The sequence below is a fragment of the Gluconacetobacter aggeris genome, from assembly GCF_014174395.1.
GTDB classification, from domain to species: domain Bacteria; phylum Pseudomonadota; class Alphaproteobacteria; order Acetobacterales; family Acetobacteraceae; genus Gluconacetobacter; species Gluconacetobacter aggeris.
In genome coordinates this window covers 307,407-331,296 of record NZ_JABEQD010000001.1, presented here as the reverse complement: position 1 = coordinate 331,296, position 23,890 = coordinate 307,407, and the positions used below count along the sequence as shown (strand labels likewise).

General features: G+C 64.9%; 19 protein-coding genes. 11 read left to right on the top strand and 8 right to left on the bottom strand.

Annotated elements, in window-relative coordinates; translation table 11 throughout:
- Positions 1 to 49: 49 nt before the first annotated feature.
- The 6 genes from ybaK to metH form a co-directional block, all read right to left on the bottom strand.
- The gene (gene ybaK / locus HLH36_RS01485; RefSeq protein ID WP_182984718.1) at positions 50 to 541 is read right to left on the bottom strand and encodes a Cys-tRNA(Pro) deacylase; all 492 of its coding nucleotides are present in this window, start codon (positions 539 to 541) and stop codon (positions 50 to 52) included.
- Positions 542 to 572: 31 nt separating this feature from the next.
- Positions 573 to 1,283: an SDR family NAD(P)-dependent oxidoreductase gene (locus HLH36_RS01480; RefSeq protein WP_182984717.1), complete on the bottom strand. Its 711-nt coding sequence runs from the start codon at positions 1,281 to 1,283 to the stop codon at positions 573 to 575.
- A 39-nt stretch (positions 1,284 to 1,322) separates the two neighbouring features.
- Positions 1,323 to 2,858 carry an amidophosphoribosyltransferase gene (gene purF, locus HLH36_RS01475; protein ID WP_220792656.1) on the bottom strand — a complete coding sequence of 512 codons (1,536 nt, stop codon included), beginning with the start codon at positions 2,856 to 2,858 and terminating at the stop codon, positions 1,323 to 1,325.
- Positions 2,859 to 2,933: 75 nt separating this feature from the next.
- Positions 2,934 to 3,464 carry a CvpA family protein gene (locus tag HLH36_RS01470; RefSeq protein WP_182984716.1) on the bottom strand — a complete coding sequence of 177 codons (531 nt, stop codon included), beginning with the start codon at positions 3,462 to 3,464 and terminating at the stop codon, positions 2,934 to 2,936.
- 180 nt (positions 3,465 to 3,644) lie between these two features.
- Positions 3,645 to 4,073, bottom strand: a complete 429-nt coding sequence (locus HLH36_RS01465) for a phosphoribosyl-ATP pyrophosphatase (RefSeq protein WP_182984715.1) — start codon at positions 4,071 to 4,073, stop codon at positions 3,645 to 3,647.
- 69 nt (positions 4,074 to 4,142) lie between these two features.
- Entirely contained in the window at positions 4,143 to 7,649 is a 3,507-nt protein-coding gene (gene metH / locus HLH36_RS01460) for a methionine synthase (protein WP_182984714.1), read from the bottom strand.
- A 183-nt stretch (positions 7,650 to 7,832) separates the two neighbouring features.
- Between metH and HLH36_RS01455 the strand changes: the two genes are divergently transcribed.
- The 7 genes from HLH36_RS01455 to HLH36_RS01425 all read left to right on the top strand — a co-directional run bounded on the left by HLH36_RS01455 (position 7,833) and on the right by HLH36_RS01425 (position 17,351).
- Positions 7,833 to 8,561 (top strand): response regulator transcription factor, encoded by a 729-nt coding sequence (locus HLH36_RS01455; RefSeq protein WP_182984713.1) that lies wholly within the window; start codon positions 7,833 to 7,835, stop codon positions 8,559 to 8,561.
- The gene (locus HLH36_RS01450; RefSeq protein WP_338030364.1) at positions 8,558 to 9,928 is read left to right on the top strand and encodes a sensor histidine kinase; all 1,371 of its coding nucleotides are present in this window, start codon (positions 8,558 to 8,560) and stop codon (positions 9,926 to 9,928) included. The genes HLH36_RS01455 and HLH36_RS01450 overlap by 4 nt, the downstream gene beginning before the upstream one ends.
- 295 nt (positions 9,929 to 10,223) lie before the next feature.
- Positions 10,224 to 11,279, top strand: coding sequence for a YncE family protein (locus tag HLH36_RS01445; protein ID WP_182984712.1), 1,056 nt, complete (start codon positions 10,224 to 10,226; stop codon positions 11,277 to 11,279).
- 218 nt (positions 11,280 to 11,497) lie between these two features.
- The gene (locus HLH36_RS01440; protein WP_182984711.1) at positions 11,498 to 14,137 is read left to right on the top strand and encodes a TonB-dependent receptor; all 2,640 of its coding nucleotides are present in this window, start codon (positions 11,498 to 11,500) and stop codon (positions 14,135 to 14,137) included.
- Positions 14,138 to 14,278: 141 nt separating this feature from the next.
- Positions 14,279 to 15,544: an alkaline phosphatase family protein gene (locus tag HLH36_RS01435; protein WP_182984710.1), complete on the top strand. Its 1,266-nt coding sequence runs from the start codon at positions 14,279 to 14,281 to the stop codon at positions 15,542 to 15,544.
- Positions 15,544 to 16,812, top strand: coding sequence for a cytochrome-c peroxidase (locus tag HLH36_RS01430; protein ID WP_182984709.1), 1,269 nt, complete (start codon positions 15,544 to 15,546; stop codon positions 16,810 to 16,812). The genes HLH36_RS01435 and HLH36_RS01430 overlap by 1 nt, the downstream gene beginning before the upstream one ends.
- A gap of 5 nt (positions 16,813 to 16,817) precedes the next feature.
- Entirely contained in the window at positions 16,818 to 17,351 is a 534-nt protein-coding gene (locus tag HLH36_RS01425) for a cytochrome b (protein WP_182964838.1), read from the top strand.
- A gap of 10 nt (positions 17,352 to 17,361) precedes the next feature.
- On the opposite strand, the gene HLH36_RS01420 is transcribed toward HLH36_RS01425, so the two are convergent.
- On the bottom strand, positions 17,362 to 17,793 hold the full coding sequence (locus tag HLH36_RS01420) for a c-type cytochrome (RefSeq protein ID WP_182984708.1): 432 nt from the start codon (positions 17,791 to 17,793) through the stop codon (positions 17,362 to 17,364).
- Positions 17,794 to 18,229: 436 nt separating this feature from the next.
- Here HLH36_RS01420 and HLH36_RS01415 point away from each other — a divergent pair, with 436 nt between their 5' ends.
- Positions 18,230 to 18,655 (top strand): hypothetical protein, encoded by a 426-nt coding sequence (locus HLH36_RS01415; protein WP_182984707.1) that lies wholly within the window; start codon positions 18,230 to 18,232, stop codon positions 18,653 to 18,655.
- A 53-nt stretch (positions 18,656 to 18,708) separates the two neighbouring features.
- On the opposite strand, the gene HLH36_RS01410 is transcribed toward HLH36_RS01415, so the two are convergent.
- The gene (locus HLH36_RS01410; RefSeq protein ID WP_182964841.1) at positions 18,709 to 19,521 is read right to left on the bottom strand and encodes a hypothetical protein; all 813 of its coding nucleotides are present in this window, start codon (positions 19,519 to 19,521) and stop codon (positions 18,709 to 18,711) included.
- A 199-nt stretch (positions 19,522 to 19,720) separates the two neighbouring features.
- On the opposite strand from HLH36_RS01410, the gene HLH36_RS01405 reads away from it, so the two are divergent.
- The 3 genes from HLH36_RS01405 (at position 19,721) to HLH36_RS01395 (ending at position 23,846) form a co-directional block, all read left to right on the top strand.
- A complete protein-coding gene (locus HLH36_RS01405) occupies positions 19,721 to 20,116 on the top strand; it encodes a hypothetical protein (RefSeq protein ID WP_182964842.1) in 396 nt (131 codons plus the stop codon).
- 116 nt (positions 20,117 to 20,232) lie between these two features.
- Positions 20,233 to 22,413 carry a peptidase domain-containing ABC transporter gene (locus HLH36_RS01400; RefSeq protein ID WP_182984944.1) on the top strand — a complete coding sequence of 727 codons (2,181 nt, stop codon included), beginning with the start codon at positions 20,233 to 20,235 and terminating at the stop codon, positions 22,411 to 22,413.
- Positions 22,410 to 23,846, top strand: coding sequence for an HlyD family type I secretion periplasmic adaptor subunit (locus HLH36_RS01395; protein WP_182984706.1), 1,437 nt, complete (start codon positions 22,410 to 22,412; stop codon positions 23,844 to 23,846). The genes HLH36_RS01400 and HLH36_RS01395 overlap by 4 nt, the downstream gene beginning before the upstream one ends.
- The last annotated feature ends 44 nt before the right edge of the window (positions 23,847 to 23,890 follow it).

Genomic DNA, 23,890 nt, shown 5'->3' with positions numbered 1-23,890 from the left:
CTGAACGAATCAAAAGTCTTTTTGCTTCTTTTTCTTCAGAAAAAGAAGATCACTCCGCCGTCAGATCCGCCAGCATGGCCTCGCTGGCGCGCAGCGCATCGGCCGGGGCAAGGCGTATCTGCAAGCCCCGCTGCCCGCCATTGGTGTAGAGATAGGGCAGATCGGCCGCCTGCCGGGCGAAAGCCGTGGGCACGCGCTTCTTCTGCCCGAACGGGCTGATGCCGCCGACACGAAAGCCGGTGATGCGCTCGGCATCGGCTGGCTTCATCATCTTCGCGCTCTTGCCGCCGAAGGCGGCGGCCAGCTTCTTCATGCTGACCTCGTGGTCCGACGGCACCACGACGCAGACGGCTTTGCCGTCGATTTCCGCCATCAGGGTCTTGAACACCCGGGCGGGGGGCTCGCCGATCGCTTCGGCGGCCTGTACGCCCAGCCGGTCGGCATCGGGGTCGTATGTGTAGGTCACGGGGGTGAAGGCGATCCCGGCACGGGTCAGCGCCAGCGTCGCCGGGGTGCCGGGTATCTGGGGTTTCTTGGCCATGTCGGTGTCATAACAGGATCGGGCGCGCGCGTCAGGCTCCCGCGGCCACGATCCTCTGCCCGTGAAGCTGCGCGTCAGGACGGCACAGGGCGGCGATGGCCGCGGCGGCGTCTTCGGGCCGGGGCAAGGCGGACAAGTCGGCGGCGGGCATGGCCTGCACCCGCAGCCGGGTGGCCACCGGGCCGGGATCGTACAGATTGACCCGCAATGCCGAATCCGGACCGATTTCATCGGCCCAGGCCAGCACCGCGGCCTCCATCGCCGCTTTCGAGGCCGCCATCATGCCCCAGAAGCTGGCGGGGCGGGCGGCATGCCCGTCGGTCAGGAACAGGGCGCGGCCGGCCGGTGCGCGCTCCAGCAGCGGGGCCGTGGTGCGGATCAGCCGCCAGGCGGCGGTGGCGTTGACCGCCAGCGTGGTGTCCCAGTCGATGTCGCGCATATGGGTGACGGGCGTGAGCACGCCCAGCATGGCGGCACAATGGACCAGCACGTCCAGCCGGCCGAAGCGCGCCGCGATCGAGGGGCCCAGCGCGTCGATCGCCGCCCCGTCCCGCAGGTCCATGGGCAGCAGGGTCGCGTGCCGGCCGGTGCGCCGTGCGATCAAATCGTCGGTTTCCTCCAGCCCGCCCGGTGTGCGGGCGGTGAGGATGCAATGGGCTCCGGCATCGGCCAGGGCCAGGGCGGTGGCACGGCCGATGCCGCGGCTGGCACCGGTCACCAGCGCCACGCTGCCCGTCAGCATGATGGGGGGGCGCCCTGCCGCCTCATGCCCGGCCGGCGGTCACGCGCAGTGCGGGTCGCCGCCGGCGGCCTCGTAATCGACCAGGGCGATCGGGTAGTCACCGGTGAAGCAGGCATCGCAGTAGCGGCCCGCCGCCGCCTCGCGGCCCTCATGGCCCAGGGCGCGGTACAGCCCGTCGAACGAGATGAAGGCCAGGCTGTCGACGCCGATCAGCTCGGCCATTTCCTTCAGATCGTGCTGGGCGGCCAGCAGCTTGCTGCGCTCGGGCGTGTCGATGCCGTAGAAGCAGGAATGCGTGGTCGGCGGCGAGGAGATGCGCATATGCACCTCGCGCGCGCCGGCGGCGCGGACCATGTCCACGATCTTGCGCGAGGTGGTGCCGCGCACGATCGAGTCATCGACCAGCACCACGCGCTTGCCGTCCAGCACCGGGCGGTTGGTCGAATGTTTCAGCTTCACGCCCAGATGGCGGATCTGGTCGGTCGGCTCGATGAAGGTGCGGCCGACATAATGGTTGCGGATGATGCCCAGCTCGAAGGGAATGCCGCTGGCCATGGCATAGCCCATGGCCGAGGGCACGCCGGAATCCGGCACCGGGACGATCACGTCGGCCTCGATCCCGCTTTCGCGAGCCAGTTCGATGCCGATGCGCTTGCGCGCCTCATAGACCGGCATGCCGTCCAGCACCGAGTCCGGGCGCGCGAAATAGATATATTCGAACACGCAGAACCGGCCCTTCTGCTCGCCGAAGGGCTTGACCGAGCGTACGCCGTCATTGTCGATGATCACGACTTCGCCGGGCTCGACATCGCGGACGAATTCCGCGCCCACGATATCCAGCGCGCAGGTCTCGCTGGCCAGCACCCAGGATGGCGGGGCGGACTCGGTCTCGCCGGGGATGCGGCCCAGGATCAGCGGCCGCACGCCCAACGGGTCGCGCACGCCGATCAGCGCGTCGCGCGACAGCACCACCAGCGAATAGGCGCCCAGCACCTGCTTCAGCGCGTCGATCAGCCGGTCGATCACCGAGGCATAGAGCGAGATGGCGATCAGGTGGATGAACACCTCGCTGTCGGTCGTGGACTGGAAGATGCAGCCACGGCGCACCAGCGCGCGCTTCAGGGTCTCGGCGTTCGTCAGGTTGCCGTTATGCGCCACCGCCAGGCCGCCGAACTCGAAATCGGCGAACAGCGGCTGCACGTTGCGGATCAGCGTGGCGCCGGTGGTGGCATAGCGGTTGTGGCCCACCGCCCGGTGGCCGGGCAGGGTGGCCATGACCCGCGCGTCGCCGAACACGTCGCCCACCAGCCCCAGGCCCTTGTGGGTGTGGAAACGCTCGCCGTCATAGGACACGATGCCGGTGGCTTCCTGCCCGCGATGCTGGAGCGCGTGCAGCCCCAGCGCCGTCAGGGCCGAGGCGTCCTTGACGTCCCAGACGCCGAAGACGCCGCATTCCTCATGCGGCTTGTCGTCGTCGTGCCACTGCGGCGGCACGTCGTCGCGGTGGCCCGACGGACACGCGGCGGCCGGGCAACCGTGGGTAGCGGCCTGCGGGACGGTGGGGCGGATCGGCATGATCAGTTCTCTCTTTCCTCGGCGGGCGACCGGGCGGAGACCCCGGGCTGGCACTGGGGAGGCCCCGCTAAGGGGTCATATCGGGGCGTCATGGCGCGTCTGCGGCGGTTGCGCAAGGCGTGCCTGCATGGAAATGGGCAGGAACCCGCTCAGAAAGAAGGCCCCCCGGGCAACGAAAGCCGTTGCCCGCGCATCCTGCACCGGCTGGGGCCATTCCGCCGGAGCCACTTCCGTCCCCACGGCGAGGTAGAGCACGGCCAGGAGAACATAGCCCCGCAGCCCGCCGAACAGCAGGCCCAGCAGGCCGTTCAGCCCGCCCAACGCCGAGTCGCGGACGATCCGGCCGAGAAGCTGGGCCACCAGCGTGAAGACGATCAGCAGCCCGATGAAGGGGAGCACGAAGCCGGCGGCGGACGCGACCAGCGGGTTGTCGATCCATGGCGTGAGCGCCTGCCGCACCGGCTCCATCCAGCGCATGGCCAGGACCAGCGCGCCGGCCCAGGTCGCCAGGCCCAGGATTTCGCGGACCAGGCCGCGCCCCCATCCGAACAGCGCCGAAGCCACCACCACCAGCGCAGCCGCCAGATCCACCCAGGCTCCGTTCATGGACCAGGACCGGCCACCCGGCCGGACGCTGGGGAAAAAGGGACCCGAGACATGGGGGCGGGACTGTCCTTGTGCTGCGGCGGGCCATCCGGCCCGGAGGGCGTGATCGAGGGGCGTTATCCACGGGCGCTTATGCCACCCGGCCCCCGTGGTGCCAAAGGAAAGATCGCATCCGCTCCGTCAGGGCAGCTTGGTGGACTGGATCTTCCATGGGCGGTCCAGGGACCGTCCGGCGGGCCGGCCGGCGCGGCGGCGCTGCGTATTGTTCAGCATCACCAGCAATTCGCCGACCTGGGTGCGCCGGTCCAGCTCGGTCCATACCGCGCCGGCCGAGAGGTCGCGCGCCGCCCAGATCCGCATCAGGCAGGTCAGCACATGGGCGCTCTCGCGAATGAGCTGGCCCTTGTCCTCGGCGATCAGCCCCACCACGCAATGGTCGCCATGCAGCCCGAAGGCGCGGGCCAGGCGGCGGATATCCCGCTCGGTGGGAGGCGGGGCCTGGGCGGCATCCCGCGACAGGGCCTGCCACAGCGCCTCGACCGCCCGCCGTGCGTCGGGCGGCGGGACGGCGCTGTCGTTACCCGGCGGTGGTGGGGAGGTGGATGCCATGGCGCGATGATGCCGGGGGGCGGATCATGCGGTCAACATCGCGCTGGCGCCGTGCATGGCGGTTTGCCGTCAGATCGAAAAATATTTCGCCTGCGGATTGAGGACCACCAGGGCCGAGGTCGACTGCTCCGGGTGCAACTGGTAGCCGTCGGTCAGCGATACGCCGATCCGCTCGGCATCCAGCAGCTTCAGGATCGGTTCCTGGTCTTCCAGCCTCGGGCAGGCGGGATAGCCGAAGGAATAGCGCGATCCGCGATAGCCCTGCTGCAGCAGCTTGGCCATGTCGCGGTCGTCCTCGGCGGCGAAGCCCAGCTCGGCGCGGATGCGCTTGTGGGTATATTCGGCCATCGCCTCGGCCATCTCGACCGAAAGCCCGTGCAGGTAGAGATAATCCTTGTAGCGGTTGGCCTCGAACCATTCGCGGGCCATGTCCGACGCCTTCTGCCCCACGGTGACGACCTGCAGCCCGATCACGTCGCGGGCCTCGTCATCCACGTCGCGCACGAAATCGGCGATGCAGGCACCGTCCTCGCGCGGCTGGCGGGGCAGGGCGAAGCGCGCGACCTCGGTGGTGCCGTCCTCGGCGAACAGGATCAGGTCGTTGCCCTGGCCCGCCGCCTTCCAGTAGCCGTAGGAGGCCTGGGGCCGCAGGATGTCGTGCTCGGCCGCCAACGCCAGCATGCGGCGCAGCACGGGGCGCAGTTCCTGCTTGGCCCAGCCCATGAAATCGTCCAGCGAGCGGCCCTGTTTGCGGAAGCCCCACTGGAATTGATAGAGCGACCGCTCGTTCAGGAACGGCAGCACGGCATCCGGCGTGGCTTCCAGCACCCGCGCTCCCCAGAAGGGCGGGGTGACGACCGGCTCGTCCCGCGTCAGGCGGTGGCGGCGGGCGCGGGCGGCGGCGGCGTCGACGGGGCCGAAGCCGCGCTGCTCCTGCTGTTCCATGTCGCGCGGGCGCGCGCGGGTGGCCTTGCCGGCGCGGCGGGAGCGCACGGCGGCCAGGTAATTGTCGAACTCGCCCTTGGCCACCTGATCCATCAGCGACAGGCCGTCGAACGCGTCGCGGGCATAGGCCACGCGCCCGTCGGTGCCGTAGGCGGCGACGCAATCTTCCTCGACATAATTGCGGGTCAGCGCGGCGCCGCCCAGCAGCACGGGCAGATCGACCCCCTGGCGGGCCATTTCCTCCAGGTTTTCACGCATGATCACGGTCGATTTGACCAGCAGGCCCGACATGCCCACCGCGTCGGCGTTGTGCTCGCGCGCGGCGGTGATCATGTCGGCGACCGGCACCTTGATGCCCAGATTGATCACCCGGTAGCCGTTATTGGTCAGGATGATATCGACCAGGTTCTTGCCGATATCATGCACGTCGCCCTTGACGGTCGCCAGCACGATGATGCCGCGCGCCTGGCCCTCGACGCGCTCCATGTGCGGTTCCAGATGGGCGACGGCGGCCTTCATCGTCTCGGCCGATTGCAGCACGAAGGGGAGCTGCATCTTGCCGGCGCCGAACAGCTCGCCCACCACCTTCATGCCGTCCAGCAGGATGGTGTTGATGATGTCCAGCGGCGGGATGGTGGCCATCGCCTCGTCGAGATCGGCTTCCAGCCCCTTGCGGTCGCCATCGACGATGCGGTCCTTCAGGCGGCCTTCCACCGTCTCGGCACGGACCTTCTTCACCGCGTCGCCGGCCTTGCGGTCGGCGAACAGTTCCAGCAGCTTCTGCAGCGGGTCGTAGCCCTCCGTGCGGCGGTCGAAGATCAGGTCTTCGGCGACCTTCACCTCTTCCTCGGGGATCAGGTGCAGCGGGCGGATCTTCGAGACATGGACGATCGCCGCCGTCATGCCCGCGCGCACCGCGTGATCCAGGAACACCGAATTCAGCACCGCGCGCGCCGCCGGGTTCAGGCCGAACGAGATGTTCGACAGGCCCAGCACGATCTGGATCTCGGGGAAGCGCTCATGGATCTGGCGGATACCCTCCAGCGTCCACAGGCCCAGCTTGCGGTCGTCCTCGACGCCGGTGCCGATGGTGAAGGTCAGCGGGTCGATCATCAGGTCCGACTGCGGCAGGCCGTGCCGGTCGCAGGCGAACTCCACCAGCCGGGTGGCGATGCGCAGCTTGTCCTCGGCCGTCTTGGCCATGCCGACTTCGTCGATCGTCAGCGCCACCACGGCGGCGCCGAACTTGCGGGCCAGGAGCATGCGGTCGGTCGCGTGGCCCTCGCCATCCTCGAAATTGATCGAGTTGATGATCGCCTTGCCGCCATACAGTTTCAGCGCGGCCTCGATGACCGGGGTTTCGGTGGAATCGATCACCAGCGGCGCGTTGACCGAGGCGGTGAAGCGGGTCACCACCTCGTTCATCTCGCGCATCTCGTCACGCCCGACGAAGGCGGTGCAGACATCCAGCGCGTTCGAGCCCTCGCCTACCTGCTCGCGGCCCACGGCGACGCAGCCGTCCCAATCGCCCTCTTCCTGGAGGGTGCGCCATTTCTTGGACCCGTTGGCGTTGCAGCGCTCGCCGATCGAGAAATAGCTGTTTTCCTGCCGCAGCGGTACCTGCGTGTAGAGGCTGGCGACCGAGGGAATCCACACCGGGCGGCGGACGATGGGGGCGGGGCGGTGGCGGCCGGTGCCCTCGGCGCGGCGGCGCAGCATGGCGTCCAGCGCCGCGATATGCGGGGTGGAGGTGCCGCAGCAGCCGCCGACCAGGTTCAGCCCGTCCTCGGTGATGAAGCGTTCCACCCAGCTTGCCATGTCGGCGGGCGAGAGCGGGTAGTGGGTCTGGCCGTTGACCAGTTCGGGCAGGCCGGCATTGGGCTGGATGGAGACCAGGCCTGGCCAGTTGGTGGCCAGCCAGCGCACATGCTCGGCCATTTCCTGCGGGCCGGTGGCGCAGTTCAGCCCCATCAGCGGTACGTCCAGCGCGTGAATGGCGGTGGCCGCCGCCGCGATGTCCGGCCCGACCAGCAGCGTGCCGGTGGTCTCGACCGTCACCTGCACGAAGATCGGCGTGTCGGTGCCCATCTCGGCGCGGGCGATCTTGGCACCGTTCACCGCCGCCTTGATCTGGAGCGTATCCTGGCAGGTTTCGATCAGCAGCGCATCGACGCCGCCTTCGATCAGGCCCCGGCACTGCTCGGCGATGCCGGCTTCCAGCGTGTCGTAATCGATATTGCCCAGCGAGGGCAGCTTGGTGCCCGGCCCGATCGAACCGACGACATAGCGGTGGCGGCCGTCGGCGAAGCTTTCGGCGGCCTCGCGCGCCAGGTGGGCGGCGGTGCGGTTGATCTCGCGCGCCCGGTCGGTCAGGCCGAATTCGCCCAGCGTGATGGGCGAGCCGCCGAAGGAGTTGGTTTCGACCATGTCCGCGCCGGCTTCGAAATAGCCGCGATGGATCTCGCGCACCAGTTCGGGGCGGGACAGGTTCAGGATCTCGGTGCAGTTCTCCTGCCCCCAGTAATCGCGCTCGACATCGAGGTCGAGCACCTGCACGCGCGAGCCCATGCCGCCATCGCAGAGCAGGACCTGGTCACGGAGGGCATCGAGAAGATGGGGGCGAGCGGTCATCGTGTATAGTGATCCGGCATGGAGGGCAGGGTAAAGGCTGGAGTTATTCCCATGGCGTCCTCCCCTGTCCAGCCCGTTGTGAGCCGACGGGACAGGTCGGTAGGGAAGGATGGTTAAAAAATCCCCATATCGTCGATGTCCTGCTTACGCTCGGGGGGCGGCTGCCGCTATTGTCGCGCCGGCATGAGCAAAAAATATTCCCCGATACGATTGCTGCTGGTCGAGGACGACGCGGACATGGCGGCCTATATCCGCGAAGGTCTGGCGCAGTACGACATTGCGGTGACATGCGCCTTCGATGGAATGGAAGGGCTGATCCATATCCTGCGCGAGCCCTGGGACGTCGTCGTGCTGGACCGGATGCTCCCGGGCATGGACGGCATGCAGGTGCTGACCCGGCTGCGCAAGGAGGAGATCCGCACGCCTGTACTGGTCCTGACGACGATGGACGGCGTGTCCAGTCGGGTGGAAGGGCTGCGCGGCGGGGCGGACGATTATCTGGTCAAGCCTTTCGCCATGCGCGAACTGGCGGCGCGGGTGGTCGTGCTGGTGCGTCGCGCGGGCCCGGCGCGCGCTGCGACGGTTCTGCGGACAGCCGGCATCACGCTGGACCTGCTGTCACGCGACGTGACGCGTTTCGGCGTGAAACTGCAGTTGCAACCCCAGGAGGTCAAGGTCCTGGAATATTTCATGCACAATCCCGGTGTCATTCTGTCGCGGAAGATGCTGCTGCATTATGCCTGGAACGTCGATTTTCCCGTTCATACCAATCTGGTCGAAAATCATATCAGCCGCCTGCGTGACAAGCTGGGGCCTGACGGGCGGCAGTTGATCCGCACCGTTCGTGGCGCCGGCTACATCATGGTGTCCCATGATTGGTCCTCCTCCGATCAAGCGGATACGGCCCCGTGAAGCTCGGGCTGGACAGGCTGTACCGGATCGCGTCCAGCCTCTCCTTCCGGATCGTGCTGCTGTTTGCCGGGCTGCTGATCGCGTCCGGCCTGTTTGTCGTTCTTCTGGCCGCCCTGCATAGCCAGCATTCCATGGAACAGCAGATCCGCCGGGCGGTGACTGCGGAAGTGGCTGAGATCCTGTCATCCGCCGGGGGACGCAACCTGGCGGATATCCAGCCGGTCATCCAGAGCCTTGTGCGGCATGAACCCGAATTCTTCTATCTCCTGCAGGACGATTCGCAGCGCGTGGTCGCCGGTAACATGCTGCATCTGCATCCATGGCCCGGTCTGCGCTGGCTGTCGCACGAACATCGGCGGCCATCCGGCGAGCGGACCCAGATGATCTTCGGCGAAGGGGTCCTGTTGAAGGACGGCTATCTGTTTGTCGGCCTCAATGCGCGCTCCCTGACCGAATTGCGGCGTGATGTCTGGATGCTGCTCGGGTGGGGTGTCATCGGCTTCGCTGTCCTGGGGGTGGGCGGCGGTACGCTGCTCAGCGCGGTCATCCTGGGGCGGATCGAGACGATCAGCGTCACCGCGCGGCAGATCATGAATGGCGATATGTCCCGGCGCATTCCCTATCAGGGGGGTGACGACGAATTCGACCATCTGTCGCACAGCCTGAACGCGATGCTGGAGAAAAACGAGCAATTGATCGCCAGCCTGCGCCAGGTATCGAACGATATCGCGCACGACATGCGCCGCCCGCTGTCGCGCCTGCGCCAGAGGCTGGAGACGGCGGCGGCGTTCCCGAACGTGCCCGCCGAAGGACGGGACATGATCGAGGGCGCGCTGGACGATCTGGACGGAGCGCTGGAAATCTTTTCCTCTCTTCTTCGCCTTTCCCAGATCGAAGCCCGGATCGCCACCGATGTGCTGTCGCCCGTCCCGCTGGACGTTCTGGTGGGCCAGATCGTGGAAATGTATCGCCCTCTGGCCGAGGACCGGGGCCAGTCCCTGGCGGCTGGCGATGCCGCGCCGATCACTGTACGGGGGGATATCGTCCTGCTGTCGCAGATGCTGTCCAACCTGGTGGAAAACGCGATCAACCACACGCCGGCCGGGAGCATGATCATGGTCACGCGGCAGGTGCGCGACGATTGCGCGATCCTGGTCGTTGCCGATAATGGAGCCGGTATTCCACCGGAGAGTCGCGAGAAGGTCTTCGACCGGTTCGTGCGGCTGGATGCCAGCCGGTCGGTGCCGGGCAGCGGCCTGGGGCTGAGCATGGCGCGGGCGATCGCGCGGCTGCATGGCGGCACCATCGTCCTGTCGGACAACGATCCTGGCCTGCGCTGCACCATTGCGATACCCCGCGGTTCGTGACGGAACGAAGTTTGGGAATTACTTAAACGCGCTGACCCTGTTCACCACGCCCGTCGTCTATCCGTGCATGAAACATATGCGCCAGCGCACCTGGCTGGCATCAGCGATTGCGGGTAGTCTAAAAAATTTCCAATGTTTTAAAAATTCAGCCGCAATTGTTCTTCATAACCTTCACGCAGGTTTCCAATACGCTCGACTATAACACCGCCATTCATTTCGCAGTTGATCCGCCGTTGTCGCGGAGACCGCCTTTTCCGGTGGTCCATGACTGCCGAACGGATGGGATGTTGTAGAAATGAGAAAATTCTTCCTTCTTGTGGGCACGGTTCTGGTCGGTTGCGGAACGGCGATGGCCGCGCCGTTGAATGCCGATAGCGGCCCGGTGCAATTCCTGCGCAGCACGCCATTGCCCGAAATCACCGAAGGCGGTTTCGATCATTTCGCCGTGGACAAGAAGGATGATCGCCTTCTGATCATGGCGGAAAAACATGCGACGGTTGAAATGTTCCGCCTCAGCGACGGGGCGCACCTGGCCTCGGCCGGCGGGTTCGGCTTGCCGCATACGCCCGCTTATGTCGCCGGCCAGCATCAGATGTTCGTTTCGGACGACAAGCTGGGCTGCGTCGTGGTCGACGTGCCGTCGCTGAAGATCGCCAGGATCATCCCCCTGCGTCAGGGCGCCGATGAAGCCGTCTTCGACAAGAAGGCGGGTCTCTTCTATATCGGCAACGGCGGCAAGAAGGACAAGTCCGACAACTCGTCGATCAGCGTGATCGACGTCAAGACTTACAAGGAAGTCGCGCGGATCGCGATTCCGTCGTCCAATATCGAGATGATGGCCATCGATCACGCGCGCGGCGTGATGTTCGCCAACCTGCGCGACAAGAACCAGATCGCCGTCATCGATCTGGCGACGCGGACGCTGAAGACGATCTGGACCGTTCCCGGCCTGAATCTGATCACGCCGATGGCCTATGACGGCAAGACCCAGCGCCTGTTCGTCATCGGCCGCAAGCCGGGCAAGCTGTCGGTGATCGATGCGACCGATGGTACGCTGCTCTCCACCGCCGGTTCGGTGGATACGGCCGACGGCATCACCTGGGACGGCGGAAATGCCCGTCTGTATGTCAGCGGCAGCGAAGGGTTGAGTGTCTTTCATCGCGACGATGCCGATCATTTCACCGAAATCCAGCGCATCGACACCAAGACCGGCAAGGTCTCCGTCTATGTCGACAAGCTGAAGCAGCTTTATATCGCCCACGCCAAGACACCGGACGGTCCGGCGGCGCTCGACATCTACTCCGTGGCGCCCGATCCGGTCGCCCAGGTCGCCGCCAGGAAGAAGCCCTGACATCCCGTTCGCCGCACCCCGTTCCGGGGTGCGGCGGCCCCGATATCCCGATCTTTCCCCGTCAAATCCAGCGAGGCCGCCCAGCGTGCCCGCACCGCCTGGAGTCGTCATTTTCGATGCGTATCCATCCGATGCTATGCCGCAGCACGCTTCTATGCCTGGCGACCGCGTTGGCCCCCGTCGGGGCTCCCCTTCTGTATGCCCAGGATGTACAGAAGGTGGAAAAATCCCATCATGACGGGAAGAAGCACAAGGAAAACAAGAAGCACCATGGTGAGCGGGCGTCGCATGCCGATGCCGAGCGATCTCATGGCAGTGACGCCGGACGTGGCGCGCGGCACGCGGACGCGGCGCGCTCCTCCGCCCCGGAGCATCTCCAGGTCGTGGGTTTCAAGCGCCCGCCCAAGGCCAATGCCCTCGGCACCATCGAGGAAGCGCGCCTGGTCCAGAAGAACGCGCCCAATATCGTCGTTCTGATGCCGCAGTCGGAAATCGAGAAGATTCCGAATTTTGTTCTGGGTGATGCGATGCGCCGGATGCCCGGAGCCTCGATCATCTTCAAAAGCGGCGAATCGCGGGCGCTACAGATACGCGGCCTGGATTCCAGCCTCAACGGCGTGATGTTCGAGGACGTTCTGCTGCCCGCCGGCTCGATGAGCGGCTCTGGCCGCGCCATGCCGCTGGATTCCATGCCGGCATCGCTGGCCGGGGCGCTGGAACTTACCAAGACCAACCGCCCCGAGCAGGACGCTATCGCGCTGGGCGGCCAGATGAACATCCTGTCGCGCGATATTGGCGAAAATCAGGACCCGTTCCTGAAATTCCACCTGGCGGGCGGCTATCGCGACCCCAGCGCGACGCCGGTTTTTCAGGGCACCCTGGCGGGCGGCATGCGGTTCGGCCTGCATGGCGACCCCTTCAATCCCCATGCGTCGGGCGACAGGCCGTTCAGCGTATCGTTCTTCCTCAACGGCTTGACCGATTGGTTGAACATGGGGGACCTGCAACAGAAATTCGCGCCGGGCGATCCGGTCGGCAGCCAGGCGAACAAGGTCGCGCAGGCATCGCAGGTGATGTATGCGGGGCACAAGGTGCGTTATTCCTACGGCGGCACGCTGGGCTGGGATATCGACCATCATAACAAGATCTATCTGAAAATGTTCGAATCGGCGATCTATGCGCCGGTCGTCAGGAATCAGTTGATCTACGCGTTCAGCCCCAAGACCGGGCTGGGCGATCCGGGGCAGGAGGGGACGGCAAGCCTGACGCAGGGCGTGACCAATACCAAGACCACGGATATGGAACGGGTTTACAAATTCGGCGGCGACAGCAGGCTGGGCCGGTTCAAGCTGGATTATTTCGGTGCCTGGGCCGCGAACAATGTCGACCAGACCTCGTCCTATGTCTCCAATTTCGCTGGCCCGAAGAATGTTCCGGTCAGCTATGACAATGTGACCAATCCCCTGCGCCCGATGGTCACGGTGCTGAACGGGGTCAACCCGCTGAATTACAATGCGTACAAGCTGTCCTCCTTGAGCAACCAGATCCAGCATGACAAGGATTATGAATGGACCGGCCATGTCGGGGCGTCGACGGAACTGAACCTGTTCCGCGAGCTCAAGGGCATGCTCAGCTTCGGCGGCGGTCTGCGCATGGCGCATATCCAGCACTATGACCCGACCTATACCTACGCCAACCTGCCCGGCGTCACTGCCGGGCAGCTTGCGGGCAGCGACCGATGGACGTTCTTCGACGGGCTTTACAATATCGGCTACCCGGCCGGCCCGCACCAGGTCAGCCAGTTGGCGAACGGCGCGATCTATCCACATGTTACCAGCTCAGCCGGTACGACGGCGCAGCAGCAATATATCAACGATAACGAGAACGTCTATAATACCTATCTGCAATACCAGGCGACCTGGCGTCGCTTGGGGATTCTTGCCGGTTTCCGCTACGAAAAGACGGATGGTGTCTATCGTGGTACGCAGACGGTTACGCAGGGCGGTGTCACCACGCTCTCACCGCGCGCGGTGGGGCAGGAATATGCCAATTTCTTTCCGACCGTACAGTTGCGCTACAATATCACCGATAATCTGATCGCCCGCGCCAATTGGTCCACCGCCGTTGGCCGGCCCGGCTTCAACCAGGTGACGGCCAGCCAGACGGTCAATACGTCCACGAACGCGGTCAGCATCGGCAATCCCGGTCTGAAGCCGACCACCGGCAATAATTTCGACGTGTCGATGGAATATTACCTGCCGCATGGTGGCATCATCTCCGGCGGCGCATTCTACAAGCTGTTCAAGAACTATGTCGTCAATTACACGAATTATTGCACGGGGTGCTACAATCTGCCCGGTCAGGCCACCGTCAGCACCTATGCCAATATCCCCGACGCCTACGCCCGCGGATTCGAACTGAACTACCGGCAGCAATTCGAATTCCTGCCCGGCCTTCTCAAAGGGTTCGGGGTCGGCGGCAATATGACCTATGTGAATTCGCGCGGCCAGCAGCGTAACGGCACGCAGGAGACGTTGCCCAACACCACAAGCCATATCTGGAATTTCGAAGCCTTCTATAATTACGGACCGGTCAACGTGCAGTTCAACGGCAATTACCAGGGACTGACCATGACTGGCCTGGGTTCGGACCCGTCACTGGACAGCTACGTGCAGCCGTTCCTGAATTTCGATATCGGCGCGAGCTACCGGATCAATCGTAGGGTCAGCGTCAATTTCCAGGCCCGAAACTTCACCAATACGATGCAGAACGCGACACAGGGCATCTCCGCGAAAAGAATGGTCGAGCTGCAATATTTCGGTTCGGCCTACATGTTCGGTGTCGATGTCTCTTTGTAAATTCCAGTCAATAATGTCCGAAAAAGTTCATGCTGGAAGGGCGTTTTCGTCCTTCTGGCGGTCCGGTCGGGGCAGTATGACGGAATCCTGCAAGGAAACATGTTCCCCGGCCGTGTTTCACGAATGAAAAACAAGGTAGTCATGACCAAGCGATCGATCTTCAGCCGTCTCGGGGCTACTCTGCTCGTGACTTCGGCGCTCGCGGCGGGCCAGCAGGCTCATGCCGCGCATCACGCAGCTCCGATGCTGGAAGGCGTGCCGCATTACGACAATATCATCGTCATCGAGATGGAAAATCGCCAGTATGGCGAAATCATCGGTGCCGATCCGGCCAGCTCGCCCCATATGACGGAACTGGCGCGAACTTATAATTCGGCCACGTCCTATTACGGGATCACCCACCCCAGCGAACCGAACTATATCGCCATGATGGCCGGCGATCAGGAAGGTGTCCTGGATGACGATGGCTGGTACTGCCAGGCCGACGGCACGTCGCTGCCGGCCGACAAGGCGATCGTGGCCGGCAAGCCGGATATGGCGCCGATGAACCGGCCCTGTAACGGCATCAAGAAGAACAAGGCCTATGTCGCGCACCATTTCACGGTGCCGAATTTCTTTGCGCAACTGAACAAGGCTGGCATTTCCTGGTCGATGTACAGCCAGAGCATGCCCACCAATCCGCAGACTGGCGAAAGCATGCCGGAAATGCCCACCTATCCGGCATCGGACGATACCACTGCCGACGTGCGCGGCCTGTATGCGTCCAAGCATAATCCATCGGTCAATTTCGACGATATCCGCGAGGCGGCGGATTTCCACGCGCACAATCGCGGCGAGCAGGCCTTCTTCAACGACCTGGCGACGGGCAAGCTGCCGCGTTTCGCCTATTTCGTGCCTGACCAGTGTCATGACGATCATGGTCCGTCCGGCCCCATGAACGACCACCCCGAGTGCAAGGGCCGTGGCTACGGACCGTCGCCGCTGCTGACGACAGGCGACAATTATGTCCAGACCCTGGTGGATCATATCCAGGCTTCGCCCCAATGGAAGTCCAGGATGAATGTGGCGATCGTGGTCACGTTCGACGAGGATGACAGCGGTGGCGCCGGCATACAGGGCTGCTGCGGCTATCATCCGGTCGCTGCCGGACAGCCGCACAAGGGCGTGGTCAATCAGGGTGGCGGACGCATTCCCATGCTGGTGATCACCAATCACGGTGTGCGCGGCGTGCAGGACGACACGCCCTATAATCACTATTCGCTGCTGCGCACGATGGAGGATGCGTTCGGCATCGCCGAGCATATCGGCCATGCCAATGACGGAACGGCCGTCCAGCCGGCCGATGGCGCGTTCGTGCAGACGCCGGTCGTGCCGATGGTCAGGATGTTCGCCCTGGCGGCACATTGATGGCAGGCGGGCGGGGACGCACGGGTAAGGCGAGCCGGTCCGCCGGGCGGATCGCCGGGTGGTGCGTGCTGGCTATCCTGCTGTCCGCGCCCTGCGGCGCCGGTACCGTGCGGGCGGCAGGCGGGCTGTCGCCTGCTGCCCTGCTGGGCCGACAATTATTCTTCGATTCCGGACTGTCGGCCTCCGGCCGGCAATCCTGTGCCAGTTGCCATGATCCGGCCAATCATTATGCACCCGCCAATGCCCGGCGGGTGCAGATGGGAGGCGCGGCCCTGGATCGGGCCGGAATCCGGGCCGTCCCGACCCTGACATACAGGGATGAAAATCCGGATTTCTCGGTGTCTTTGGAGAATCCGGATGAATCGGCCAGTGGTCCCGGTGGCGGCTATGATTGGGACGGTCGCATGCCATCGGTGGCGGCGCAGTCGGCCAGCCCGCTGACTACCCCTTTCGAAATGGCGAACCCCGACCTCGCGGCGGTCCGCGCGCGCGTGCGGCGCAATCCGGACTATGTGCAAACATTTACCAAATTATTCGGCGCGGACATATTCGCCACGCCCGATCGCCTGGTCCAGGCGATGGGGACGGCGCTGGCGGCTTTCCAGCATGAGGATACGTCCTTTCACCCCTATAGCAGCAAATATGATTTCTATACGCGCGGCCAGGCGACACTGAGCGCGCAGGAACAGCGGGGCATGGCGCTGTTCAACGATGCCGACCGTGCGAACTGTGCATCATGTCACACGGCCGGCCAGGGGCCGGGACGCGACGGCGCGACATCGGTGGGTCAGTTCACCGATTTCTTCTTCAAGGATATCGGTGTTCCCGCCAATCCGGATAACGCACCGGCCGGCCACAGGGGCTACGACATGGGGCTGTGCGGCCCGCTACGCGCCGACCTGACCCTGGCGCGCGACCCGGCCAATCGGGCGTATTGCGGGCTGTTCATGACGCCGACTTTGCGAAATGTTGCCAGCCGGCATGTCTTCTTCCATAACGGGGCGCTGAAAAGCCTGCGCGACGTCGTCGAATTCTATGTCACCCGTGATACCGACCCCGATCGATGGTATGGACGGCAGGATGCGGCGCTGCCCTATGACGGGCTGCCGCCCGATCTGCGCGGAAACGTGGACCGAGCGGACATGCCTTTCGCCGCCCAGACACGCGGTGGCAGGCCGATTCTTTCGGAACGCGAGGTCGATGACCTGGTGGCCTTTTTGAAAACCCTGACCGACGGCTATCGGATTCCGTCGGTCCAAGCGAAATGATCACGATGCAGAATCCTCCCTCTCTTTCCTACGATCCTGTGACGCGCCGGCTGCACTGGATCACCGCCGCCATCGTGATCCTGCAATTCGCCATGGGCGAAAGCTGGGGCTGGTTCGGGCCGGTCTGGAAAGCGACGGCCCGCAATATTCATACCAGTGTCGGGGTGGCGTTCGCGCTGCTTCTTCTGGTGCGTCTGTATTGGCGCTGGACACGCCGGACCGGTATGCCGCCCCTGCCTGGCCGGCTGGTGCCGGGGGTTCATGCGCTGTTATACGGCCTGCTGATTGCCGAAGTGATCGATGGGGTCGCCTGGCGATTGACGGGCACCCATCCGCTTTACGTCTTTGGCGCCAACATAAGCTGCGGCGCCTGCCGGCTGGATCGGTCCTGGCATAATGCCCTGGCCTGGCTGCATCATTATGGTGCGTGGGCCATCATCGTGCTGGCATGCGGCCATGCCGGCGCCGCCCTGTGGCATCATCTGGTGAGGCGCGACGATACGCTGGGGCGGATGCTGCCGCGTCTCCGCCCCCGGTGACGGGTGCCGATCATTTCCTGTCGGACAGGCTGTCCAGATAGGCCACGATATCCGCCCGGTCCCGATCATCCGTGATGCCGTCAAACGCCATGCGTGTGCCCGGCGCGAAGGCGGCCGGGTTTTTCAGCCAGGCGGAGAGCGTGTCGACGGTCCAGACTTGCGATTTGTGCGCGAGCAGGGCAGGCGAAAAATTGAAATCGGCCATGGAGGCGACCGGGCGGCCTTGTATGGCATAAAGGTTCGGTCCGATCATTGCCGCGCCGCCGCGATCGAAATTATGGCATTCGGAACACATGCCGTCCGCCAGGTCGCGGCCGCGCGCACGATCGCCATGTTGCACCAGGGTGGCGAATGGTGTCTCCGCGGCGCCGCACATGGTGATCACGGGGAGTCCGCCCGTCAGGGTCGACAGGGTCAGGAACAGGAACATTCTTTTCGACATTGCGCGTCAGCCTTTCGATTTTGTATCGGAAGTGTAAATGGGCGCATCGGGCATCGCGAGAACATGGTTTCGGATACAAGCGATATTCAAAAAACATTCACGAAATATGGTCGTTGGACGATCCTCCGTTTTGGATGGTTCCTCTGGAAGGTGTCGTCGTGATAATGTCTTTATTGGAGATTGAAAATTCTCATATTCGAATCCATTTCGGGATTTCAGATTATAATTTTGCATAGATTGTTTTCTATAAAGCAAATTTAATAATTATTGTATCTTGTCGATGGTAATGCATGCACGCCGTCCGGCGGCAGGTGTGGGCCATACGCCTGTCCCTGTCGTCGATACGGCCATATTTCCGTATTCAAAAAAAGGTCTTCGTCTGATGAAATCAGCATACATCGCGTTTGCGTTCACGTGCCTCGCGGCCGGTGCGGCCATGGCGGATACGAAAGCGCCGGTGCATTACGATCCGGTCCATGCCCCGACTGCGCAGACGCTGGTGCAGCAGATCGCCATGCGGCATGACGACATGGTGCTTCTGGGCGTGCATGCGACGGTGCCGGGCAGCAAGAACAATGTCATCATCGCCTGCAACGATCAGGCGCGGATCGGCAAGCCGTCCAGCAAGGGCGACCTGGCACTGATCGGCAAGCCCAAGATCATGGTGGCGCGCCTGCCGCAGAAGAATGTCTATGAAGTTGCCATGACGTTGAACGATGCCCAGGGACGGACCGTCGGTATGATGGTCGACCAGATGCGGCTGAATGCGGTGCCCGATGAGGTCGAGGCCCTGAGGCGCGCGCTTGAGGTCCGTTCGGAACTGGAGAAGAACATTCCCAGCGAAGGCGCGCTGTTCGAGTAAAGGCGGAGCCAGGGGGGAGACGGCCGGGTTCCGATCGTCTCCCCCGAAGGGATTCAGCCGCCGGCGATCAGATCCGCGATCATGACGGCCTTTTCCGTGCGGATATGGCCTTTGCCGGCTGCCCTGGCGGCCCAGTCGGGGTTCGCGTTCAAGGCCTTGCGGGTGGCGGCGATGACGTCATTGCGTCGGTCCAGCCCGTTATCGCCGTGATAGGCCAGCACCAGCATCGACATCCAGTTCCGGCCGGCGCCATAGCGGGCGACGTAGAGCTGGTAGGCATTCAGGGCACCGGCCGCGATCCACCCGTCGGTCTGCGGAAAGACATAGGAGCGGGCATAGGCGACGTAATCCTTCGTCGGCACGAAATAATCGTAGGGAACCACCATGTAGACCGGGTCCGGGCCATCATCGGCAGAGCCGCCCTTGCCGACCGGATCGGAGGGGGTGCTTTCCACTGCCGTTACGTTCGCCAGGTCTGTCGCGGCCAGCCCGGCCGGTGTTTCCGCATCGACCGCCCGCCAGGAGGCCGCCTGCGCACTGGTGCGGAAATCGAGAATCAACAGCGCGTCCCAGCTATTCGCATCGGCAAGGCGGCTGAACAGGATGCGATAATGCGTCAATCTGCCCTGGGCCTGCAATGTATGCAGGCGGGGTGCCAGTTGGGCGCGCAGCGTGCGCAGCAGGGCTGGCCGTCCGGCTGGCGTGCTGCGATAGGAAACGATCAGAGACGATTGTGTGGGCCGGGCGGCGGCGTCGCTGTCGGCTGCGGCCGCGTCATGCATGGCCGCCATGGTTATCGCGAGCAGGGCCGCCGCTATTCGGGCGCCCCAGGTCGTTCTGGTCTGGATGGGTGTGCGGTCGATCATGCAAGCGTCCTTCATTTCGCTCATGTCCTGTGACGTGCGTGAACAGGCCATGAAAATGGAAAGCCATGAATTAAATAGTTTGTATGCTTCTATCGGTTTTTCATGATGCCTCGGAAAGCCGGGGCGACGGGCGGCCTGCCAGATGGCGACTCGGGGGGCGATCGGCTATCATGACGACGAATGGCCAGGGAGGAGCATCATGCAGCGCGGTGACGGGCTGATCCCGCTGGAACTGGTGGATGACGCGATGTTTGCCGACCTGCCCGGCGATGGCGCGACACTGGTGCTGCGCGTGGGAGGCGCGGGCGATGATGGCGGCAAGGGCGGTCAGTGGCTGGGCATCGTCGCCATGCCGGCGCCCACGCCCTTCGGTCATGGCGCGAATTGTGTCTGCTGCACGCCGGACGGGGCGATCGCCGCCATGCTGGCCGATCTGTTTCGTGCCCGCGTCACCGGCCAGCGCCCGTGGTTCGACCGCGTGATGGTGGTGGTGCCCGCGGCCCTGCGCGAGGGGACGCGGCAGGCGCTGGAGGAAAATCGCGTGGTCGTGGCGCGTTATCGCTCCGTCCGGCATTCCATCGACGCGGGGCATTAACCGTCCATTCGTCTTTCGGGCCCTAGGATCGTGCCATCGGGACCAGCGAAGGACGATCCGTGGCGCAGCCAGATCAGGGAACAGATCAGGAGACAGGGGCGCGGCCGACGCCGACGATGATCCGCCTGTATGCGGCGGTCGCGGCGGCGCGCTTCCATGGCCTGTCGATGGATGTACGCGATTTCATCGCCGAACCCGGCGAGGTCACGCCCTCGCCGGCGTCGTTGGCGCGCTGGCTGAACGACCAAGGCGCGGTGGCGCGCGGCATGCGCCTGCGCTGGCGCGACCTGGTGCGGCTGCGCAGCGTGCCGCCCATGGTGCTGATGTTCCGTGACGGCTCGGCGGGGCTGATGGTGGCGGGCGACCCGGACCGGGGCGTCGTGTGGCTGCGCGACCCGCTGGGCGATGAAGGCACGCCCCCCGTGCCGCTGGACGAACTGCGCCTGGCGCAGGTCTGGACGGGCGACGTGCTGCTGGTCAAGCGTCGCCGCGACCAGAGCGAGGCCGATGCGCCGATCGACGCCGCGTGGCTGGGCCGCGTGGTGCTGCGCGAGAAGCGGATGATGCGCGACATCCTGCTGGCCTCGATGGTGCTGAGCGTGCTGGCGATCTTCCCGCCGCTGATCGTCATGCAGGTGATCGACAAGGTGGTGAGCTATCATTCCTTCGCCACCCTGATCTCGGTTTCGGCGATCCTGGGCGTGATGAGCTTCTACGAGATCCTGCTGACCTATGCGCGGCGGGAACTGGCGCTGGTGGTGACGACGCGGCTGGATACCAGGATCTCGCTGCTGGTGTTCGACCGGCTGCTGTCCCTGCCGCTGGAATTCTTCGAGCGCGAGCAGGCCGGGCAGGTGATCGGCCGGGTATCCGCCATCTACAGGGTGCGCGATTTCATGACCGGCAAGCTGATGAACACGGTGCTGGACCTGTTCACGCTGGTCGTCGTGCTGCCGTTCCTGTTCTATTTCAGCCCGCCCATGGCCTGGATGACCATTTGCGCCGCCGGGATGATCGGCCTGGTGGTGTTCGGTTTCATGCGCCCGGTCGGGCAACTGGTCGGGCGCAAGATGGCCGCCGACATGGGGCGCGGCGCCGTATTGTATGAAACGGTGGCCGGAATCCGCACCGTCAAGACGCTGGCGCTGGAACAGACGCGGCGCCAGTTGTGGGACGAACGCTCGGCCGAGGCCGCCTTGTGGGGGCTGGCGGCGGGGCGCATGGGCAACATGGCCGCGACCGTGGCCCAGCCGTTCGAGCTTTTCATCAGTCGCGGCGTCCTGCTGGTGGGGGCGTGGCTGATCCTGACGCATCGCGGTGACATGGGCGCCGGGGCGCTGATGGCCTTCATGATGCTGGGCGGCCGCGTCGCGTCGCCGCTGGTGGGACTGGCGCGGCTGCTGGACGATTTCAGCGAGGTGCGCACCGCGCTGGCCGAGGCCGGCCATGTGCTGAACCAGCCGACCGAGCGCCAGGCCCTGACGACCGGCCTGCGCCCGGCCATCCGGGGCGCCCTGTCGTTCCAGGAGGTTTATTTCTCCTATCCCGGCGCCACCACGCGCGCCCTGTCGGGTGTCAGCTTCGAGATTCCGGCGGGCAGCACGCTGGGGCTGGTGGGGCGCAGCGGGTCGGGCAAATCCACCATCACCCGCCTGCTCCAGGGCGTCAGCCGGTCCTATACCGGCTATCTGCGGCTGGACGGGGTGGACCTGCGCGAGATCAACCTGATGCATCTTCGCCGCTCGCTCGGCGTGGTGCTGCAGGACAATTTCCTGTTCCGGGGCACCGTGCGCGACAACATCACCGCCGGGCGGCCGGGCCTGACGCTGGATGACGTGATCCGGGCCGCCCGGCTGGCGGGAGCCGAGGAATTCATCGAGCGCATGCCCGCCGGGTATGAAACCTGGATCGAGGAAGGATCGACCAACATCTCGGGCGGCCAGCGGCAGCGGCTGGCCATTGCCCGCGCGCTGATCTGCGACCCGAAACTGCTGATCCTGGACGAGGCGACCTCGGCCCTGGACCCGGAAAGCGAGGCCGTGGTCAACGCCAACCTGCAACGTATCGCGCGCGGGCGCACCATGGTCATCGTCTCGCACCGCCTGTCCTCGCTGGTCGATTGCGACCGGATCTGCGTCATGGACCGTGGGCAGGTGGTCGACATCGCCCCGCATGCGGTCCTGCTGGAACGCTGCGCGATCTATCGCGCGCTGTGGCTGCAACAGAACCGGCATGAATCGGGCGCGCACGCGCACGCCCATCCGGCGGCGATGCTGGCCGAGGGGGACGCGCCATGACCGCCACCCCCCTGGTGCCGCCCGATTCCGACGCGGTCGAAGCCTATGTTCTGCCCGAAACCACCGACCGCGACATGCCGCGCGCCCTGCTGGAATTCCATTCGCCCAGCCTGGCGCTGATCGACCTGCCGCCCACCGCTTCGGCGCTCTATCTGGTCTGGATCATCTCGGCGCTCGCGATCATGGGGGTGATCGTGATGTCGGTCTTCCCGCTCGACCAGGTGGTGACGGCGCAGGGGCGGATGGTTTCCACCGAAGCGACGCTGGTGGTCCAGCCGCTGGAAACCGCGATCATCCGCACCATCGACGTGCATGAGGGCGATTTCGTCCACAAGGGCCAGATCCTGGCGCGGCTGGACCCGACCGTGACCGGCGCCGATGTCGAGGATATGGGGCAGCAGGCCAGCGCCTATGCCGCCCAGGTCGCGCGCCTGACGGCCGAGGCCGACGGGCGGGAATATGCGCCCAACCCCGGCGACCCGGCCGCGATGCAGGAAGCTGCGGCCTTCGCGCGGCGGCGGGCCGAACTGACCGCCCGGATCGAGAATTACGACAAGCAGATCGCCGGCGCCCGCAGCGACATGCAGGGCAATCTGGCCGATGCGGCGATGTATGGCGCCCGTGCCCGCGTGGCGGCCGACGTGCTGGCCATGCGCCAGCGCCTGCAACGCGACCAGGTGGGCAGCCGCCTGTCCACCCTTTCGGCGCAGAACGACCTGATGGAAGTCGAGCGCGCCCAGATCGCCGCCCATCAGGCCGCCGACAGCGCCCGCGCCAAGCTGGAGGCCGTGACGGCCGAACGCGACGGTTTCGTCCAGAACTGGAAGGCCACGGTCTATGAGGATCTGGCCACCGCCCAGCACCATCTGGCCGATGCGCGCGACGAATCCCGCAAGGCCGGGCTGCGGCACAGCATGGTGGTGATGCGCGCCGACCGCGATGCCGTGGTGCTGGGCATCGCGGCCCTGTCCGTGGGGTCGGTGATGCAGTCGGGCACGCAGCTGATGACCCTGGTGCCGGTCGATAGCGGGCTGGAGGTCGAGGCGGCGATCCGGGGCTCCGATGTCGGCTTCATCCGGGCGGGGGACCACGTGCTGCTGAAATTCGCGACCTTCCCCTACACCCAATATGGCGGGGCCGAAGGCGTGGTGCGCGTCATCAGCGCGGATTCCTTCGCCCCCGGCGAGAGCGGGCGCGGCGCCCCGGGATCGCCGGCCCCGGCCCAGCCGGCCGATGCCGCCGGCGGGATGGACGCCTATTACCGTGCGCGGGTACGGGTCGATCGCTACACGCTGCATGGCGTGCCGCCCTTCTTCCACGCGCAGCCCGGCATGCCGGTCGAAGCCGATATCCATGTCGGCCGCCGTACCATCATGCAGTATCTGATGAATCATCTGGTGCCGGCCATGACCAATGGCATGCGCGAACCCTAGTTTGGGCCCGCAAACGCGCGCTGGTGGCGATCCGACGCGCGTTT

Coding starts and splice junctions, on each gene's coding strand:
- ybaK (WP_182984718.1), bottom strand. CDS start 541: ATGGCCAAGAAACCCCAGATACCCGGCACCCCGGCGACGCTGGCGCTG.
- HLH36_RS01480 (WP_182984717.1), bottom strand. CDS start 1,283: ATGCTGACGGGCAGCGTGGCGCTGGTGACCGGTGCCAGCCGCGGCATC.
- purF (WP_220792656.1), bottom strand. CDS start 2,858: ATGCCGATCCGCCCCACCGTCCCGCAGGCCGCTACCCACGGTTGCCCG.
- HLH36_RS01470 (WP_182984716.1), bottom strand. CDS start 3,464: ATGAACGGAGCCTGGGTGGATCTGGCGGCTGCGCTGGTGGTGGTGGCT.
- HLH36_RS01465 (WP_182984715.1), bottom strand. CDS start 4,073: ATGGCATCCACCTCCCCACCACCGCCGGGTAACGACAGCGCCGTCCCG.
- metH (WP_182984714.1), bottom strand. CDS start 7,649: ATGACCGCTCGCCCCCATCTTCTCGATGCCCTCCGTGACCAGGTCCTG.
- HLH36_RS01455 (WP_182984713.1), top strand. CDS start 7,833: ATGAGCAAAAAATATTCCCCGATACGATTGCTGCTGGTCGAGGACGAC.
- HLH36_RS01445 (WP_182984712.1), top strand. CDS start 10,224: ATGAGAAAATTCTTCCTTCTTGTGGGCACGGTTCTGGTCGGTTGCGGA.
- HLH36_RS01435 (WP_182984710.1), top strand. CDS start 14,279: ATGACCAAGCGATCGATCTTCAGCCGTCTCGGGGCTACTCTGCTCGTG.
- HLH36_RS01430 (WP_182984709.1), top strand. CDS start 15,544: ATGGCAGGCGGGCGGGGACGCACGGGTAAGGCGAGCCGGTCCGCCGGG.
- HLH36_RS01425 (WP_182964838.1), top strand. CDS start 16,818: ATGCAGAATCCTCCCTCTCTTTCCTACGATCCTGTGACGCGCCGGCTG.
- HLH36_RS01420 (WP_182984708.1), bottom strand. CDS start 17,793: ATGTCGAAAAGAATGTTCCTGTTCCTGACCCTGTCGACCCTGACGGGC.
- HLH36_RS01415 (WP_182984707.1), top strand. CDS start 18,230: ATGGCGGATACGAAAGCGCCGGTGCATTACGATCCGGTCCATGCCCCG.
- HLH36_RS01410 (WP_182964841.1), bottom strand. CDS start 19,521: ATGATCGACCGCACACCCATCCAGACCAGAACGACCTGGGGCGCCCGA.
- HLH36_RS01405 (WP_182964842.1), top strand. CDS start 19,721: ATGCAGCGCGGTGACGGGCTGATCCCGCTGGAACTGGTGGATGACGCG.
- HLH36_RS01400 (WP_182984944.1), top strand. CDS start 20,233: ATGATCCGCCTGTATGCGGCGGTCGCGGCGGCGCGCTTCCATGGCCTG.
- HLH36_RS01395 (WP_182984706.1), top strand. CDS start 22,410: ATGACCGCCACCCCCCTGGTGCCGCCCGATTCCGACGCGGTCGAAGCC.